This is a genomic window from Microbacterium sp. A93 (assembly GCF_051842835.1).
On the sequence record NZ_JBPXMT010000001.1, the window covers coordinates 604005 to 621569 of the forward strand.

20 protein-coding genes are annotated in these 17565 nt (G+C 63.1%); 4 read left to right on the top strand and 16 right to left on the bottom strand.

Annotation, left to right across the window (positions count from 1 at the left end):
- Positions 1-7: 7 nt before the first annotated feature.
- From ACSU1G_RS03000 to ACSU1G_RS03040, 9 genes are read right to left on the bottom strand one after another with little or no spacing between them, the layout of a single operon-like run.
- The gene (locus ACSU1G_RS03000) at positions 8-916 is read right to left on the bottom strand and encodes an alpha/beta fold hydrolase (RefSeq protein WP_439278403.1); all 909 of its coding nucleotides are present in this window, start codon (positions 914-916) and stop codon (positions 8-10) included.
- Positions 913-1665: a 3-hydroxybutyrate dehydrogenase gene (locus ACSU1G_RS03005; protein ID WP_439278404.1), complete on the bottom strand. Its 753-nt coding sequence runs from the start codon at positions 1663-1665 to the stop codon at positions 913-915. Before ACSU1G_RS03005 ends, ACSU1G_RS03000 begins: the two co-directional genes overlap by 4 nt.
- On the bottom strand, positions 1658-2365 hold the full coding sequence (locus ACSU1G_RS03010; RefSeq protein ID WP_439278405.1) for a TetR/AcrR family transcriptional regulator: 708 nt from the start codon (positions 2363-2365) through the stop codon (positions 1658-1660). The genes ACSU1G_RS03005 and ACSU1G_RS03010 overlap by 8 nt, the downstream gene beginning before the upstream one ends.
- Positions 2349-3884: a class I adenylate-forming enzyme family protein gene (locus ACSU1G_RS03015; RefSeq protein ID WP_439278406.1), complete on the bottom strand. Its 1536-nt coding sequence runs from the start codon at positions 3882-3884 to the stop codon at positions 2349-2351. The genes ACSU1G_RS03010 and ACSU1G_RS03015 overlap by 17 nt, the downstream gene beginning before the upstream one ends.
- 26 nt (positions 3885-3910) lie before the next feature.
- Complete coding sequence (locus ACSU1G_RS03020) at positions 3911-5023, bottom strand: branched-chain amino acid ABC transporter permease (protein ID WP_439278407.1); 1113 nt, start codon at positions 5021-5023, stop codon at positions 3911-3913.
- Positions 5020-5895: a branched-chain amino acid ABC transporter permease gene (locus ACSU1G_RS03025; protein ID WP_439278408.1), complete on the bottom strand. Its 876-nt coding sequence runs from the start codon at positions 5893-5895 to the stop codon at positions 5020-5022. The genes ACSU1G_RS03020 and ACSU1G_RS03025 overlap by 4 nt, the downstream gene beginning before the upstream one ends.
- On the bottom strand, positions 5892-6602 hold the full coding sequence (locus tag ACSU1G_RS03030) for an ABC transporter ATP-binding protein (protein ID WP_439278409.1): 711 nt from the start codon (positions 6600-6602) through the stop codon (positions 5892-5894). The genes ACSU1G_RS03025 and ACSU1G_RS03030 overlap by 4 nt, the downstream gene beginning before the upstream one ends.
- Positions 6599-7390: an ABC transporter ATP-binding protein gene (locus ACSU1G_RS03035; protein WP_439278410.1), complete on the bottom strand. Its 792-nt coding sequence runs from the start codon at positions 7388-7390 to the stop codon at positions 6599-6601. The genes ACSU1G_RS03030 and ACSU1G_RS03035 overlap by 4 nt, the downstream gene beginning before the upstream one ends.
- A gap of 19 nt (positions 7391-7409) precedes the next feature.
- Positions 7410-8612, bottom strand: a complete 1203-nt coding sequence (locus ACSU1G_RS03040; protein ID WP_439278411.1) for a substrate-binding domain-containing protein — start codon at positions 8610-8612, stop codon at positions 7410-7412.
- A 129-nt stretch (positions 8613-8741) separates the two neighbouring features.
- On the opposite strand from ACSU1G_RS03040, the gene ACSU1G_RS03045 reads away from it, so the two are divergent.
- Positions 8742-9227 (top strand): YbaK/EbsC family protein, encoded by a 486-nt coding sequence (locus ACSU1G_RS03045; protein WP_439278412.1) that lies wholly within the window; start codon positions 8742-8744, stop codon positions 9225-9227.
- On the opposite strand, the gene ACSU1G_RS03050 is transcribed toward ACSU1G_RS03045, so the two are convergent.
- The 4 genes from ACSU1G_RS03050 to ACSU1G_RS03065 form a co-directional block, all read right to left on the bottom strand.
- On the bottom strand, positions 9224-9835 hold the full coding sequence (locus ACSU1G_RS03050; RefSeq protein ID WP_439278413.1) for a TetR/AcrR family transcriptional regulator: 612 nt from the start codon (positions 9833-9835) through the stop codon (positions 9224-9226). The genes ACSU1G_RS03045 and ACSU1G_RS03050 overlap by 4 nt on opposite strands.
- 31 nt (positions 9836-9866) lie before the next feature.
- Positions 9867-10787 carry a lysostaphin resistance A-like protein gene (locus ACSU1G_RS03055; protein WP_439278414.1) on the bottom strand — a complete coding sequence of 307 codons (921 nt, stop codon included), beginning with the start codon at positions 10785-10787 and terminating at the stop codon, positions 9867-9869.
- 63 nt (positions 10788-10850) lie between these two features.
- A complete protein-coding gene (locus tag ACSU1G_RS03060) occupies positions 10851-11525 on the bottom strand; it encodes a hypothetical protein (protein WP_439278415.1) in 675 nt (224 codons plus the stop codon).
- 180 nt (positions 11526-11705) lie between these two features.
- On the bottom strand, positions 11706-12680 hold the full coding sequence (locus ACSU1G_RS03065) for an SDR family oxidoreductase (protein ID WP_439278416.1): 975 nt from the start codon (positions 12678-12680) through the stop codon (positions 11706-11708).
- 206 nt (positions 12681-12886) lie between these two features.
- On the opposite strand from ACSU1G_RS03065, the gene ACSU1G_RS03070 reads away from it, so the two are divergent.
- The gene (locus tag ACSU1G_RS03070; protein ID WP_439278417.1) at positions 12887-13234 is read left to right on the top strand and encodes a DUF7882 family protein; all 348 of its coding nucleotides are present in this window, start codon (positions 12887-12889) and stop codon (positions 13232-13234) included.
- 140 nt (positions 13235-13374) lie between these two features.
- Here the strand turns inward: ACSU1G_RS03070 and ACSU1G_RS03075 are convergent, their stop codons facing one another.
- Together ACSU1G_RS03075 and ACSU1G_RS03080 are read right to left on the bottom strand one after the other, a co-directional pair.
- Entirely contained in the window at positions 13375-13545 is a 171-nt protein-coding gene (locus ACSU1G_RS03075) for a hypothetical protein (protein WP_439278418.1), read from the bottom strand.
- Positions 13546-13726: 181 nt separating this feature from the next.
- A complete protein-coding gene (locus ACSU1G_RS03080) occupies positions 13727-14044 on the bottom strand; it encodes a DUF7882 family protein (protein WP_439278419.1) in 318 nt (105 codons plus the stop codon).
- A gap of 1073 nt (positions 14045-15117) precedes the next feature.
- On the opposite strand from ACSU1G_RS03080, the gene ACSU1G_RS03085 reads away from it, so the two are divergent.
- Together ACSU1G_RS03085 and ACSU1G_RS03090 are read left to right on the top strand one after the other, a co-directional pair.
- Positions 15118-15366 (top strand): hypothetical protein, encoded by a 249-nt coding sequence (locus tag ACSU1G_RS03085; protein WP_439278420.1) that lies wholly within the window; start codon positions 15118-15120, stop codon positions 15364-15366.
- 160 nt (positions 15367-15526) lie between these two features.
- Positions 15527-16474 carry a CorA family divalent cation transporter gene (locus ACSU1G_RS03090; protein ID WP_439278421.1) on the top strand — a complete coding sequence of 316 codons (948 nt, stop codon included), beginning with the start codon at positions 15527-15529 and terminating at the stop codon, positions 16472-16474.
- Positions 16475-16554: 80 nt separating this feature from the next.
- On the opposite strand, the gene ACSU1G_RS03095 is transcribed toward ACSU1G_RS03090, so the two are convergent.
- Positions 16555-17553 (bottom strand): DNA topoisomerase IB, encoded by a 999-nt coding sequence (locus ACSU1G_RS03095; RefSeq protein WP_439278422.1) that lies wholly within the window; start codon positions 17551-17553, stop codon positions 16555-16557.
- Positions 17554-17565 lie beyond the last annotated feature (12 nt).

Consider the following 17565-nt stretch of genomic DNA (forward strand, 5'->3'; position numbering starts at 1 on the left):
GCTCCGATCAGACGATCGCAGTACCGAGGTCCACCCGAAGAAGAGGCGACAGACCCTTCGCACCTCGCGCGCTCATCACCACTGTGTAGTGGTTCAGCCCGTCGAGGTGCTGATGCCTGATCGCAGGATACGCGGCGAGAAGCTTCGCGCGGTGCGCGGCGGAGTACAGCCCTGGTTCCTCGTTCTGCAGTCCGTGGGACGCGGTGATGAACAGCGTCGGATGCCGGAGAACCGCAAGTGCCTCCGTCAGCGCGGAGCCGAGGTTCAGGTCGATCGTGTCCTCGACCGTCGTCTGATAACTCGTCGCCGGACGATATTGATCTCCATCCGGATGAAGGTCGTACGCGATGTACTGCTCGAGCTCTTCGCTCCAGTCATCCTGGAATGCGGGATGGTGCCGCCAGAACCCGTCGGTGTAATCGGCGACGCTGGTCCAACGGCGCGACAGGCGATCTGCTGTCGGTCCAAGGATCAGCGACACCAGCTGCTCGGGTTCCACACCGGACGGAACGTCCAATGGAAGCCCGCCGTCGATGAGAATCAACTGCTGCACGCGCTCGGGGTGACGGTGCGCGAGGACCACTGCGACGAAGGCTCCCATGGAGTGACCGATCACCGGCACTGACCCGATCGCCAGAGCATCCAGCACGGCGCTCAGATCATCCGCGTGCGCGGCCATCCCCGCGGCGCCCGCGATCGAGTTGCTCGCTCCACGCCCGCGCAGGTCGGGTGCGATCACGCGCACGCCGGCGAGCTCAGCGACAACGAACGGCCAGGCCAGGTGTGATGCGGTCACACCGTGGATCGCGAGAACCGATGGTGCGCCGTCGGCAGGCACAACCGGATCCCAGATCCCTACGCGCAGATTGCCGCCGCTGACGGGGACGTCGATCGTCCGATAGCTGTGCGTGTTCATCGAGCGCTCCATCCGCCATCCATCGTGTATGACGCTCCGGTGACCATCGACGCGTGCGGTGACGCCAACCAGCCGGCGAGCGACGCGACCTCGCCAGGCTCTACGAGTCGCTTCACAGCGCTCTCCGTGAGCATGATCTTCTCGACGACTTCGCTCTCCGGGATACCGTGTACCTTCGCCTGATCGGCGATCTGCTTCTCGACCAGCGGGGTGCGCACATAGGCAGGGTTGATGCAGTTGCTGGTCACGCCGTGCGGGCCGCCTTCAAGTGCGGTCACCTTCGACAGGCCCTCCAAGCCGTGCTTGGCTGCGACATAGGCGGATTTGAAGGCGCTGGCGCGCAGGCCGTGCACGCTGGAGATGTTGATGATCCGCCCCCACCCGCGCTCGTACATGCCCGGCAGCACAGCGCGGATGAGAAGGAAGGGCGCTTCGAGCATGATGCGCTGTATCGTGCGAAAGTCATCGGGGACGAAATCCTGAATCGGGTTGACCCGCTGGATGCCGGCGTTATTGACGAGAATGTCTGCATCCAACTTCAGCGTGTCGAGTGCCGCGGTGTCGGACAGGTCGACCGCCCAGGCTTCGCCGCCGATGGCAGCAGCGTGTTCCTCCGCCGCATCCTTGTTGAGATCGGCAATGACCACGTGGGCCCCGCGTGCGGCGAACTCCTGCGCGCACGCGAGTCCAATTCCGCTCGCTCCCCCGGTGATGACGGCGCGGCGTCCGGCCAGATCTTGCTCAGCCATTCTCGTTCTCCTTCTCCGGCATCTCGGCCGCTGCTCGTGCGACCCCAGTGGGGCGCAGCGCATTGCCGATGAACCGCGTCATCCCATCGATCACCGCAGGGTCGATTGCGGCAGGTGTGTGGCCATCCGCATCGCGCTCCCAAAGCAGGTAGCGCATACCGATCAGCTCGCCGGCGCCCATCAGCGCCCAGGCTGCTACTTCGGGGTCAAGCTGCGGGTCGACATCACCGTTCTGCTGGGAATCGCGTAGCCCTGCACGGTAGCCGTCGACGATGCGCTCGTAGTGCAGCTTCAACGTCGCCGGCGACACGAACTCCGCCTCCCGTACGACGCGGTACAGCGCGGGGTGGGCCGCGGTGAAACGGAAGAAGCCCTCGAACCCGAGCCGCTCTGCCTCGATACGGTTCTCGGCCTCCGCCATCGACTCGGACATCGAGTGACGAACGCGACGGTTCAAGTCGATGACAAGCGCCTCGAAGATCGTCTGCTTGCTGTCGAAATACAGGTAAAAAGTCCCGAGCGCGACCCTTGCCGCCTCGGTAATCTTCACGATCGACGCCTCGTGGTATCCGAGCTCGGCGAAGACCGACTCCGCCGCTTCCAGCAGCTTGCGCCTGGTCGCTTCGCCGCGTTTGGTGAGTGGACGCCCGGTCGCTTGCGACACGTTGACGTCGGCGATGATCTCAACGGACTCGGTCATCAGCATCCTCTTCCTGATCTGCCGACACGAGCTCGGCGGCCCTTCGGCGCAGCGCCGCACGAGCGATCTTCTCGATCGTCGACTTCGGCAGCTCGTCCACGAAGACGATCCGTGCCGGGAGTTTGAAGGCGGCGAGTCGCTCCCTCGCGAAGGCGAGCAGCTCGTCGACGGAGAACGGCGTGCGGGCGACGACAAACGCGATGCCGCGCTCGCCCCAGACGTGATCGGGTGCACCGACGACAGCGACGGAGTCCACGAGCGGATGCTGCGCGAGCACGCCCTCGACCTCAGCCGGGGCGACGTTCTCTCCGCCGGAGACGTAGATCTCCTTGAGTCGGTCGACGATGCGGTAAATGCCCTCGGCGTCCCGATGCGCGAGGTCACCGGTGCGCAGCCACGGCCCCGAACGCGCACGGGCGGTGGCATCCGCATCATCGAGGTAACCCGCGAAGGTGCTCGGGCCGCGAACCCAGAGCTCTCCGGTCGTCTCGCCCTCGAGCTCCAGCTCTGTCGTGACATCGACGAGGCAGACGTCGACGGACGGGTATGGACGCCCTACCGTGCCGCGGTGCGTGGCGAGCTCCTCGGCGGGAAGAGCCAGCACATTGGGTCCGGCCTCGGTGAGCCCGTACCCCTGGGTCATGCCGACACCGCGGTCTGCCCAGACCTCAGCCAGCGTCTCCGGTATCGTCGCCCCGCCCACCAATACGTGGCGCAGACTCGACAGGTCGGTGCCTTGCCAGCCGGGAGCCTGCTGCAACATGCGGTACTGCGTCGGCACACCCATCATCGTTGTCACCCGGCGTTCGGAGATGAGCTGCAAGACACGTCCTGGTTGGAAGGATCGCTCGAGCACAACCGTCGCGCCCATCCACCAGGCCAGCAGCGGCTGCACGTTCCACGCGGCGACGTGGTACTGCGGCAACATGGCCAGCACCACATCGGTGGAGATCATCGGCATGATCCGCGACAGCGCCATGTTCGTCCAGAAGCAGTTCTCGTGGGTGAGCACGACGCCCTTGGGCGCGGCCTCGCTGCCGGAGGTGAAGATCACCAGTAGCGGGTCATCGTCGCGCACCGGCCGCCTCACAGCAGTGATTGCCGGGACGGGAACCTGCGCCTCAACCCCGGTGGCGCCGAGGAAGACATACGCGGGCGCCTCGTGCTCCAGCATCTGAAGCGCCGTTCCCGCAAGCGCGATGTGCTCATCTTCCACGAGCACCAGTCCTGCGCCGCTTCGCCTGATGAGAGCGGACAGCTCCGTCGGCGTCAGCCGCCACGACAGCGGGATGAACGCGATGCCGAGGAACGCGCAGGCGAAGAAAGCGACAACGTGGTCGGTCGAGTTCCCCGACACGGTGGCAATGCGCTGACCTGCCCCGTACCCCGCCTCCTGAAGACGAGTCGCAAGCTGCTCTGCACGACCCGTCAACGTCGCGTAGTCCACGCCCACTCCGCGGTCATCGATCGCGACCTTGTGCGGGTTGGATGCCGCGCGTTCACGCAGCCATCTGCCCACTGTGTGAGATCCATCAACCTCGAGGTTCATCGCGCTCCCACCTCCGCTCCCTGAAGATCGCTGTCGTCGAGGGCGCCGAGGGATCCGGCCGCGGCCACCGCCGCCCCGCGACGGCGTCGCAGCCAGGAGTCCACGGTACCGGCGATGCCACCAGGCAGGAACATGACCACGAGGATGAAGAGCACGCCGAGCAGGAAGAGCGGCTCGGAGAGCGGAATGCGCAGGAAGTCGGGCAGCGTCTGGATGCCGTCGGCACGTGCCAGCACTGTCAATCGTTGGTCGAGGATCGTGTAGAGCACGCCGCCAACGACGGCCCCCCAACGGAATCCGACGCCGCCGAGCACCACCATCACGAGCACTGTGATGGTGAGGTCAGCCCCGACCGCGCTGGGCTGGGTGCCGGACTGCAGCAGCAGATAGGCGACACCGGCAAGGCTCGCGCACATGGCGGCGATCACGAAGACGATGAGCTTCGCGCGAGCGGGCTTGAGGCCGAGAACCTGCACGCGCAATTCATTCTCGCGCGATGCGGCGGCGAGGTGGCCGAGGCGGGACTTGTCTACCCACAGCACCAGGAGGTAGACGATGACGACGACTATCAGCGCGAACCAATACAGGTTGCGGGTATTCATCACCCCGACCAGCCAGTCCGGCACGCTGGCGGTGTTGAGTCCGAGACCCTCCTCCCCGCCGGTGATCGCCTGGTTGCGACGGACGAGTACGGAGCCGGCCTGCGCGAACGCGAGCGTGACCATCGCGAACGGGATGCCATTGACGCGCATGGCGACCGCGCCAGTGACGAGAGCGATCACCATGCCTCCGATGAGGGCGATGAACACGCCCTGGGCGAGCGGCAGTTCAAACGCCTTCAGCAGGATGCCGAGTCCGTAGGCTCCCGCACCGAAGTACAGCGCATGGCCGAAGGAAAGCATGCCCGCAGTGCCGAGCAGCAGGTTGTACGACAGCGCGAGGGCGGCGAACACCATGCACAGCGACATCAAAGCGAGCGAGCCCGGCGTGTAGGTGGGGCCGGGCAGGATGCCGGGCAGCGACAGGTTCAATAGCGGCAGCACCGCCATCACGACGACGATCACGGCGCCGATGATCACGGGCGCGAAGCGCTTGAGGGACGACATCATGCTTTCCTCCCCATCAGGCCCGCAGGTCGCACGAGCAGCACCACGGCGAGCAGGATGACGACGATGAAGTCGCCGGTTCCGCCGAGATAGGTGTTGGCGACCTGCTGCAGCACCGCGACCAGCACGGAGGCGACGGCTGCACCGGTCAGAGATCCGAGCCCGCCAACCACAGTGACGATGAAAGCGAAGATGAGCAGCGTCGAGCCCAGGTGCGCAGAGACGTAAGTCATGGCGTGCATGGCGAGCACTCCTCCGATTCCTGCTGCGGCCCCGCCGATCGCGAACACGAGCGTGAAGGATCGGCGCACGTCGATGCCGAGCGCGGTGACCATGGCCCGGTTCTCGACGCCAGCGCGGATGATCATGCCGTAGCGAGTCTTCTTCAGAAAGAGCACCAGTCCCGCGAGAACCAGGCCCGCCGCGATGATCAGCACCCAGTACTTATTCGGGATGCTGGCGCCGAGCACATCTGTGGTCTGTCCGAGCCAGGGCGGCCCGGCGATCGTGATGGCGTCAGTGCCCCAGATTCCTTCGAACAGCGCAATCGCGGCGAAGGAAAGACCGACGGTGACGAGTACCTGCTCGATGTGTCTCTCGTAGAGCGGCCGGATCAGCACCAGTTCCGTGAGCGTCGCGAAGACCGCTCCGACGACCGCGCCGACCAGGATTGAGACCAGGAACCCCAGCCAGGTCGTGGCGCCAATCGCCTGCGCGACTGCCCAGCCAACGAAGGCACTGAGGGTGAGGAAGGCGCCGTGCGCGAAGTTCAGCACGTGCATGAGTCCGTAAATGAGGCTCAGGCCGCTCGCGACCAGGAAGTACAGGGCGCCGAGGCCGACGCCGATCACGAGGGTGAGGATGAGTACGCTCATGCGTGGGCCTCCGCGCTGACTCCGAGCAGCCGGCGAGTGAGATCGGCGTCGTCGAGGATTGCGCGTGCGGATCCCGTGTGCACGACGCGACCACCCGCGATCACCACGGCACCGTCGGCGAGTTGCCGCACGACCTCGAGGTTCTGCTCCACGAGCAGGATCGGCGTGGTCTTGGCGGCTTCGGCGAGAGCATCCGACACTTCTTTGACGATCTTCGGAGCGAGGCCTTTGGTGGGCTCGTCGACGAGGATGATCCGGTTGTCGTTCAGGAGGGCACGTGCAACGGAGACCATCTGCTGCTGCCCACCGGAGAGCGTTCCCGCGCGCTGGTCACGGCGCTGTACAAGGTCGGGGAAGAGGTGGGCGACGAACTCGTGACGCGGATCGCGCTGTCGCTCTGCGAGAGCGAGATTCTCCGCGACGGTGAGACCGGCGAACACCTCTCGGTCCTCTGGAACGTAGCCGACACCACGCTGCACGATCTTGTGGGTGGGTAGGTTGTCGATCCGTTCCCCATCCAGCAGGACTTCACCGCGGCGCGTGATGAGTCCGAGGATGCCGCGCAGCGTCGAGGTCTTGCCGACGCCGTTTCGGCCGAGAATGGCAGTGATACCCACGGCGGGTACGTCAAAGGAGACGTCCTCGACGACCTGCTGTCCGGCGATGGATGCTCGCAGGGAGCGTACCTGAAGAATCGGATCGGTCATGCTGCTGTCCCCGTTCCGAGATAGGCGCTCTGCACGGTCGGGTTCTCCATGATCTTTTGGGGCGTGTCAAGAGCGATGATCGTGCCGAAGTACATGACGGCGACAAGATCAACCAGCCCCATCAGCACATCAATGTGGTGTTCGACCATGAGCACCGTGCAGCCCTTCTCACGCTGCATGACGCGGATGTTCTCGACGAGTCCGGACACATCACCCGAAGCGACTCCTGCCATCGGTTCATCGAGCAGCACAAGGCGAGAGTGCGTGGCCAGCAGCGACGCGATCTCGAGCTTGCGCTTGTCGCCGTGGCTGATGTCACCCGCGAGAGTGTCGAGCCGGTGGCCGAGTCCGACCTCCTCCAGCACGGCGATCGCCTGCTGAGTCGCGGGGTCGTCGCGGCGGGGGAACTTCAGCAGTGAATAGCTGCCACCGTGGGTGGCCTGCGCCGCGATGCGAACGTTTTCGAGGATGCTCAGCTTGGGGAACAAGCTCGAAGTCTGGAAGGTGCGCCCCAGTCCCGCCCTGGCACGTCGCGGAACAGACAGCCGCGTGATGTCCTCACCGTCGAGCAGGACTCGGCCCGATGTGGGCTTGATCACTCCCGAGATGGCGTTGAACAGCGTGGTCTTGCCGGCACCGTTGGGGCCGATGACTCCGACGAGGGAGCCCGGGGCGATATCGAGGTCGACGTCCTTGAGGATCGTCGCTCCGCCGATCTGAAGACCGAGCCCTTCGACGCGCAGAGCCGCACCGAAGGACGGGATCTCGGGCAGGACTGGGGTACTCATATGCTGGTCAGCCTTTCGGTCACGGAGCGACGTCGGCGGCATCCGCCGTGTCGATGAGCTCCGCGACGAACGAGTCACCGTTAGCAATGAGACGCGCCTGATACATGTCCTGCAGGAGTGCGTGGTCCTCCGCGCGGACGGTGTTCGTGCCCTTCGGACCCTCGAATTCGAAGCCTTCCAGCGCTGCGATCATGGCATCCACGTCGCCCTGGCCTTCTTTGACGGCCTGCACGAGCATGATGGCCGCGTTGAAGCCGTCGGGGCTGAACAGGTCGGGAGTGCCGCCCGCGGCCTCGATCGCGTCCACCATCGCGGCGTTGACCTCGTTGTCGGGAGCCCCCGGGAAGTAGTGGTTCAAGAAGTTGATCTGCTCGCTCGCCTCGCCATAGGCGCCGAAGGTCGCGGCGTCACCGAGACCGGTGACAACGGGAACGTTATCGAGCACGCCCTGTTGGCTCATCGCCTGCCACATGGCACCCGACGTCGCACCTGCCCAGGCCACGAACACGAGGTCAGGCTGTGCGCTCAGCACCTGCTGCGCGAACGGCGTGAACTCCGTGACGTCCTCTGCGACGAGAACGGGAGTGACCGTTGCACCCTCGGCACCGAGAATCGCCTCGACGGCTGCGACGTTGCCCTGCCCGAACGCGTTGTTCTGAGCGAACACGGCGATGTTCTTGCCGTTGATGTCGTCCAGGAAGCTGCCCGCTGTCGCGACATCCTGTGCCGACTGCCGACCGGAGCGGAAGGTGTACTCGTTGACTCCGGTGATCGCGTCAGCGGCGGCGGGGCCAGAGATGAAGAGGACTTGGTTCTGGGCGGCCTGCTCGGCCATCGCCAATGCCACGCCGGAGGATGCGCTGCCCAAGAGGATGTTGACGCCGTCGCCGATGAGTTCCTTGGCTGCGGTCACTGCGGTGTCAGGGTCGCCAGCGTCGTCGCGATACTCGATGATGATCTTCGTGCCGTCCACCTCGTCAGTGCCGTCGGTGGCGTAGTCAAGGCCCGCCTTGAACGCGTCGAGGTACTGCTTGCCGTAGCCGGCGAGGGGCCCGGTCTCGCTGGTGATGACGCCCGCGATGATTTCGGCAGGGCCGGAGGCCTCATCGCCGCTGGTGCCGCCGGTGTCGCTGCTTGTGCCGGTCTGTGGCGCACACGCCGCCAGAACGAGGGCGGCCGTGGCAACCACGGACCCCAGGAGCAACTTCTTTGAAAATCGCATGTGAATGCCTCTCGCCGTTGGAAGGTCTTGACGCTGAACCTGAAAGCTGATTCAGGTTTTCTAAACTCTAAATCCGGCTTGCGCTTTCGTCAAGCCCGCGCTCGCTTCTGCTTTCGATACGCTGGAGCGATGAGCACAACGTTGCCCCTCCCTGAACGCAGTCTGGCTGTCAAACGGCATCTCGACCGTGCCGGCATCACAGCAGAGATCCGTGTGCTCCCCGATTCGGCACGCACTGCCGCCGAAGCGGCGTCGGCCATCGGATGCGAAGTTGCCGCGATCGCCAACAGCTTGGTTCTGCTCGCAGATCACGCTCCGATACTGGTGATGACCAGCGGTGGACACCGCGTTGATTTCGCTGTCCTGGCAGAGAGCATCGGTGCGAAGAACGTGACGATGGCTCCCGCGTCCGTCGTCCGGGAGTCGACAGGCCAAGCAATCGGCGGCGTCGCGCCGATCGGACACCCCTCACCGCTGCGCACCTTCATCGACATTGCACTGCGCGAGCACGACGAGATCTGGGCCGCTGCCGGCCACCCGCACACGGTCATGCCACTGACCTTCGACCTGCTCGAAGAACTCACCGGCGGCGAAGTGATCACCGTCAGCGTTTAAGGCAGCTGCTCGTTCAGGACGTAGTCGGTGGCCGTCCGCAACACGTCGAGCTCCACCGGCAGGAGCGGAGCCTCAGCGGGGAACGCCTGCGCGATTGAGAGCCCGTTGACCACGGTGTGGAGAAACCTGGCTCGGCGTGCGTTGTCCCCCGGCACGAGCGAACCCTCACCCTGGAGAACCGTGAGGCAATACTCGATGCGACGGCGCAGTTCCCGCTCGCTCGCCAGGTATTCCTCGCGCGCCGCGTCTGTCGGCGCAGGCCTCACGTAACGGTCGAAGGCCTCACCCCACGTGTCGCGCGGTTCCAGGCCTTCCACTCCGAGTGTGAGCAGGCGCTGAAGGGAGGCGACGAGTCGATCTCTCGCTGGTATGGACGAGTCGTGCACGCTGTCGTCGGGAAGCACGGTGTCGTAGACCAGGACGAGCACCTCGTCCATCAGTTCGCGCTGGGTGGGAAAGTGGTGCTGCACCGACCCCGCACTTACCCCGGCCCGTGCGGCGACTGCCCGAACGCTCGGCGTCGTCGCGGATTCCCCTCCCAGCATCGTCGCCGCCGCCCAGAGGATCTTGTCGCGGCTGCTCAGGCCTTCCGGTGGACGAGCTTCCATCTGGTACCTCCCGTTACGCCGTATTGTGTTTCTAGGCTACCCCTGCCCCAACGTTCGACTTGATCTTGTGCGGGGTTCGCGCCGGACCAGTGCGGCGGGTGCGCATCCACACGATAAGAACGGTAATGGCGATGACCACTCCGGGGAGAAGTGTCGTCATCGTTCCGACGCCGGCCGTGCGATCGTACGCGGCGGTGATATCGACGTGCAGTGCCGCGTCAAAAAGGAAGCCCAAGGTGTTGAAACCTGCGTGCAGTACCACCGCGATCTCAATGCCGCCCGAGCGCCAGGTGACCAGCGCGGTCCCGAGGGCGAAAATCAGGTAGTTAACGTTCAGCAACAGATCAGTCGAGAAGTGAACGAGAGCGAACAGCACACTCGAAACGACGATGCCGACCACGAGGCCCGCCCGTGCTCCGCGCGCCCATCCGCCGGCGACCCGGAGGATCAACCCACGGAACCCGTATTCTTCGCCGGCTCCCTGGAGTGGGGTGAGCAGCAGCGTGGCAATAAGGAACCAGACCACATCCGTCTGGCTCCAGGTGGTCTCCGGCAGCGGCGCCCAGTACAGGATGGCCGTGATGACGGTCCACGCGGGGACGAGGAAGAGCAGCGCCCGCCCGAAGATGTCGAACCGGAAACGCGAGATCACCGAATGCAACGATGCGCCCTTCAGACCGTAGAGCCAGCGCTGGATGAGCATGCTCCACGGGATGAGTATCGCGACTGAGGCCATGCCTGCCGCGTGGAACAGGGGTGTGTACGCCACAGTGCCGTCGGCGCGAGAGCCCTGCACCATCGTTACCACGGCGGAGAACAGGATGCTGAAGAACAGCATCCCGCCGATCAGGAGCACAATCGCGAGGATGCCTCGACCGATCCGTCGCTTCTCCCCTGCGAGCACACGGTGATACTCAACGTCGGGCGGAATGATTTTGGTGCGCTGGTTCATGATGTTGGTTCCTTTCGAATCGAATGATTACTGAGCGGTTATGTGGTGGGTTGACGTAGGTGCTCAGGCGCCGAAAGCGTCGAGCAGCCAGTGGAACTTCAGTCGGAGCGCACGTTCAGTGGCGGCGAGTCCAGCGCCGAAACCCAGTGCGATGTTGAGCCAGAGCGGGAGGTCTAGCGGCGAGTCGAAATGCCCGAAGCGCTCGGCGACCGGCGGAATCTGGGAGAGCTGCTCCAACAGCTGCACCCCGTTCACACCCACGCCGATGACCAACACGATGATCGAGATCGCGCCCAGCAAGTGGCTGAGCGTGGGATGCTCTCGATCGAAACGAAGCCTGCGGCCGATCGCTGTCTTAGGGTGCGGAATCAGGCGTTGGGCAGTGCCGTCGTCCGGCAGATAGTGGGCACGTCGTAGTCCGGCCGACCCCAGGGACACCTCGACCACACCCCCTTCGACGGGCATAACAGCGGGCAGGGGTGACGCGGAATGGTGCCAACCATTGAGGTACAGGTGCGCCATGCCGTCGTACAGGTCTGTGTCGTCGTCTCGGGCCTGCTTGCCGGACGTGCGGACGTCGACGACGTAGTCGATACGGCTGCCATCTGCGTAGGTGAGCGGCAGCCGGAGTAGCTTCCGCCCGGAGAGCAGGTGCCACCAGCGAAACGGCTCAAGCGGGCGCCCGTCACCGGCACCCGTGCGGTTCGCACCCTCGCGGCGCTGACGATCGCTCAGCATGCGGCACACTCCTTCGATCGAGAGGCAACCAATACGCTGTATTGGTCGAATCGATCGATGGTACCACAGATACCAATACGGTGTATTGGTCCGGTTGCGCGCGACATGCAGAAAGAGGAGCATCGGCGCGGGCTACAAGAACTCGCCGGCGGCGAAGTGATCACCGTCGCACGTTGTTGGCTAGCCGATGAGCTCGTTAAAGAGCGCGTTCAGACCCGGGTCAAGGCGCTGCAGTTCCGAGTGCGCGTCATGCCACGAAATGAGTTCGTTCGCGGCGTGGTGGAGCGCGACGGTTGGGTTGAAGTCGGGCACCACTCGACGGATCTTGGTGTTATCGAAGACAACCGAGTGTGCCATGTCGCCGGTGAGCTGCCCCGCACGTTCCGGCGCGGCCCGCTCGATTGCGGCACTGGTGGCGTAGCGGAGCTTCGGTTCCGCCCCGGCCGCTCGTCCGAGGATCGAATAGATCTCGTTCCATGTGTAAACGAAGTCACTCGTGATCTGGAACGTGTCTCCGTACGCGAGCGAGTTGCCAAGGAGTCCCACGAATCCCACCGCGAAGTCGCTCGCGTGTGTGAGGGTCCACAGAGATGTGCCATCACCGTGAACGATAATCTCCTCGCCTCGGCGGATTCGATCGATCGCCGTCCAACCTCCAAATGCGGGGATCGTCCACTTGTCGTAGGTGTGTGATGGGCGCAGCACCGTCACCGGAAAAGCCCGGTCGCGGTACGCCCTGGTGAGCAGATCCTCGCACGCAATCTTGTCGCGAGAATACTGCCAGTACGGGTTGCGCAACGGCGTCGATTCGGTGATCGGCAGGTGCGCGACCGGCTTCTGATAGGCCGACGCGGAGCTGATGAAGACGTACTGTCCCGTCCGACCCTCGAAGCGATCGATATCGCGCTGAACCTGGTCAGGAGTGAAGGCAATCATGTCCACGACGACGTCGAACTCGCGACCCGCGAGCGCAGCATCGACTGCAGTAGCATCCGAGATGTCTGCCCTCAGCACCTCGACCCCGTCCGCGGGCGCGCGGCGAGACTGACCGCGATTTAGCAGCGTCACGTCCATGCCACGCGTCGATGCGAGCTCACTCGCTGCCGAGGAAATATTCCCCGTCCCACCTATGAACAACACTTTCATCGCAACCATGCAGGTACTCTACCGAGGCGGACGACACGCCAACCACACTGGCTGCGCGGCTACGGCTCGACGCTATCCGTGAAGCACTCCCCTTGTCGTATTTCTCTCAGTGTGAACTCTTCGAAGAGGGAACGCAGATACTCTTGCGAAAGGGAACAGCACGCGACGGAGCACGCTCGGCTGAGCGAGCGTTTCACAAAGGACGTAGTACACAAATGGGAAAGCTCATCTACGACGTTGGCATCAAGGTCGAGATCGAAGATCGTGCGCTCACTCACTTGCAGCTCGTCATCAGTGCAAAGTTGCGCCGGGGAGAGCCGTTCGCTTTCAGCTGGCGCGAGGATGCGAGCGTCGGGGGCGGGCGGACCACGGTCTGGGTCCACCCCGGAAGCTCGCTCGTCTACAAGTACTACGGCGGTCGCCAGCCGTCTATCAACCGCGCGTGGGTCGATGCCTTGGCATTCACGGCAAACACCCCAACCGGTCTTTACCTTGTTCCTGAACCTGCTGATACCGGGGATGGATCTGCCACGGGCGAGGTATCTGTGCCGTCGGCCGACTAATCCGCACTTAGGTATCGAACCACCTCGGTGATGGAGTCGATTCCTGTCACGCGTCCCCATCCGTGGCGATACATACCGACTCCAGGATTGGATGGCGGACCGCACAATGCGAGCCGCCACACCTGGTCGTCACATCGGCATCAGAGCGGTCGAGGAGGAGGATTCTGAGAATCCTTGGGGTCTGGCACCGCAGGCTTCCCCTTGTCGACACCGTCGGGTGTGATGGGCTCAAAGCTGTCGTCTTCGCGAGTCTCTTCAAGCGGCACATCTGCCCGCTGTTGCTCCTCGCGCGGGTCCTTAGCGTCGGGCATTGTGGACTCCTTCTATCGATCGGTCAACACACCATGACAGACGAACGGAGCGACGCAAAGGGCATTGACCGGTACGCGAACTGCGGGTAGGGACGGGAATGCACGATGCCGCAGAATCGAGAGTCTCTGTTCCTCGGAGACGAGATTCAGCAGAGACAGCTGTGCCAGAAAAGGTGCGCGCTCACGTAGGTTCTGGAGTGTCAATCATCTCGTCAACAAGCGTGATCCCGCCCGTCGAGTTGGCAGAATGCATCAGCCTCTCGATCCATTGCGAGTTCAACTGCGGACTGTCCTTTGCATCGAACACAAACCGCAACGGAATCGAAGGGTGGAACCAGATAGTGGAGCGACCTTCCGCGTCTCCGTCCGAGTGCACCCAGGACAGCGTGAAGCTCTCCTGTCGGCGCAATTTCGTCGCAATGACAATCTTCAAATGCGACAGTGCACGGTCCTCAATATAGATTGGCTCGCCAAGTCCACCGTAATGAATCCTGCCCATACTTGAAATGTAGCGGACTTCATGGGGCTCTGAGACCCGCCGGTCTGAGCTTTACTGTCGACGTTAGTGGCAACTCCGCAAGGTTGGCTTCGCTGTCGTACTTAAGCACGCTCAGCTCATCCAAGGTGTCAACCCCCTTGGTTGGTACACGTGAATAGGGGAAAGTGTCAATCACACTGAACTCAATGAGGCGATCAGAATGGCAATGAACCACACCCAGACGAGAAGCGTCACCAGGGAGATGCCACTATGACACTCGCATCCCCGGAGCGTCCGAAGTCAGCGGCCGCTTGGGAGGTGCTCCCTCTGGGAGAAAACGCGTGGAGAGTCTGCGACAGTGCTCGCGAGCCGATGGATCCCTCACGGCTTGTGGCTTATCTGGATCGCAGCGAGACCGGAAGCCTTGATGTGCTTTGGCTACGGAGCCCCTGCCCAACGCGATCGCGCTACCGCGACATTGAGGAATTCTTGGCCGACCTCGACGTAGCGATAGCGGAGGGCCGTCTCTCCCGATCCGTCCAACGGCAACACATCCCGCACTATCCGCCCACACGCTGAGCGCACGTAGCGCCTCGAAACCGCAGTTACGCTCCGCGTTGTGAGGAGTTGAGTGGCTTGCGCATGAGTATCTGTGACGTGCCGTTCCCTTGCTCGACCCGTTCGGCGAGGCAATACCCGCATTCCTCGTACAGCCGCACGTTTGCCTCGCTCAGGCTTCCAGTGAACAATTCGTTTTCTTCCCTCGACGTCGCCCCAGTTGGGAGCGCGTAGATTCCGGCACCCAGGACGTCACCCAGAATGAAGGCGAACAGCATCGGTCCCATGATCGCGAAGCAGCTGGGGACGGCGCCTCAGCCTCTGTGGATCATCGCTGTCGCCTCAAACTAGAGCCGAATGAGCAAAACTGCCGTGTCCCTTGACAATCGCCCGACGCTCCTCGGGACACCCAGCGATACCGCACACGCAGAATTGCGAGCTCGTCTGCATAGCTCACGAACGAGCGATGGTCAACCCAATCGCAACCTCGCCCTTGCGGACTTACGGTGAACCCACAACACGAAAGGGACGTACTCATGTCAAACCCGAACATTGCCCCAATTCCCGTACCAAGTGCAGAAGATCCGGATGATCTGGTGACAACGGAAGTCGATGGCGAAACCACGCTGGATCCCGACGTCAACGCCGACCTTGTCGATAGCGCGAGCGCAGACCGCCTCGCCACTGGCAGTGAATCTGAGAAACACCAGCCTGAGCCTCAAGACAACGAGCCCGATATCATCAGCGGCGATGCGCCCTCTGACCGGCAAGACGGTACGACATGAGTGATATCGATATCCAAAACGAGGAACCGACGAAGCGGCGACCCAAGCCGTCTGAGCAGATCGAAGTCGTTCCTGCGGGCGGTACTTGGATGCCACCGCTTTCCGCCAGCTACCCCACAAGATTTCACTCCGGAGACAGACAGAAGCCGAAGGGACGACGATGTTGAAGACACACGACGCAGTCGAAGAGCGAGTGGAATGTGTGGTGCTCGTGAACCCATCCAAAGCCGAATTGATGCAGGCTCAGCGACGTTTCAATGTGCATCCGCTGATAGTCGGGGACGTACTTGGGAGGCGCCAGCAACCGAAGTTCGAGCGTTTCGACGAACATCTTTACGTCTCTCTGTGGGATTTAAATCGCGAAGGTGATGATCTGTCAGGGGTAGATACCGACCTTGCTCTGATTTTCAACGCACGAGAGCTTCTGCTAATTCAGCGCGGGCCCGACCATGGCTTGCGTGACCTCGATGCCCTGGTTGGCGCGTCAGGCCCGGTTTCGGCACCTGCCTCAATCGCTGCGGTGTACCGGGTTCTCAACGCGGTAGTGATGGACTTCGTAGAGTTGGGTGCTGAGATCGAGCATGACCTCGAAGATCTTGAGGCCGAAGTCTTCAATAGCCGCGTTCGTGAGGATTACTCACGTATCTATCGATTGAGACAACGGATAGGTCGAATCGACCGCGCGGCGAGGGGCCTGGCCGAAGCTCTCCAATCGGGCCAGGATGCTATTCAGACCGCAACTGCGACGGCACCTAGCATGCAGCCTTATCTCCTGCACCTTGAGCATGATGCGAATGGCGTCTCTGAACTTGCTGCCGCCGAACATCTCTCGTTGGATGCGGTCGTTAGCAGTCACGAAAGCAACGTTGCCACTCGCCAGAACAAGGACATGCGCACGATCTCGGCTTTCGCAGCGCTGCTGGCAATCCCGACCGTCTTGGCCGGGCTCTATGGGATGAACTTCAAGAATCTCCCCCTTATCGATTGGGAGTACGGCTGGGTCGCCGTTGCCGTCGTCGTGGTCGCAACCGATCTGCTCGCCTACATGCTGTTTCGACACCGCGGGTGGCTCGGCGGGCCTCAGCAGACCCGCCACGATGGCGATTAGCTGAGAAACTGTGATGGGCAGTGTCTCGGCCTGTCCAGAACGGTGAGTTCGACGAGGATAAGAACTCGCCCTCCGCGGCGTCATCGCCTACTCTTTTTGCGTCGCTCGCTCGCCTGACTCGGCTCGAGCAGACGTCGGATCGCGCTTTCTGGACTCAAGGCGAGGTCAAGAAGCTCTCCTTTTGCGTATCGCCGGAAGACACGAGGATCTATATAGCTTCTGCGCGCGACGGCCGGAGTATTGCCAAGGGCATCGGCTGTCGCAGCTACGGCGAGCTTTTCCGCCGCCCCTCGCTCGCGCACCTTGTCGACAGCCCCGATGCGCGCGAGTGCCTCAGCTGCGAGTGTCGTGCCGCGCAAGGTCCGGAAATCTTTGGCCGTGAACGTGCCGCCGGTGAGTACCCGGATGTGGTCGTTGACCTCAGACGCGGTGAGCGCAATCTGCCGTCTTCCCCGGTAATACCAAAGAAGAGCAGATCCGGGGCGGCCCGCGTGTAGAACCGATATCACCTCAGCAAGATCCTCGTCCTCAATCTCCAGATGCGCTCGCTTGCCGCTCTTCCCTGGAAATGCGAGGGTCACCACGGAGCCTGTGACGGATGCGTCGCGTCGTCGTAATGTCGTGAGGCCTCGGCTTCCATGACGAGCGAGATACCGGCTGGAGCCAACGCGGGGCGCTACTTCGTCCAACAGCCGGAACGCCACCGCCAAAGCCCGTTCACGGTCGAAGCCTTCACGTCGCAGTGCCATTGTGACGTAAGCGCGTGCGTGCGGTAGTGCCGCCGCCAACGCGAGTGCTCGGGCGAACTTGTTACGGTCCTGACGTTGACGCCAGCGTGAGTGGTAAATGTATTGTCTACGCGCCGCGGCATCCGTTCCGACCGCCTGGATGTGCGCCATCGGGTCGGCCGCTATCCACACGTCCAGCCACGCTGGTGGAATCATCAGATCGCGGATGCGTCGTCGGACCGATTCCGCGACGAGCTTGCCGTTTACGTCGAGGTAGCGAAAGCCCCGCCCCGCATGCACTCGCCGAAACCCGGGGTCAACTCTAGGACTCGCCCGAACGAGCCTCGACACGGCACATCGCCA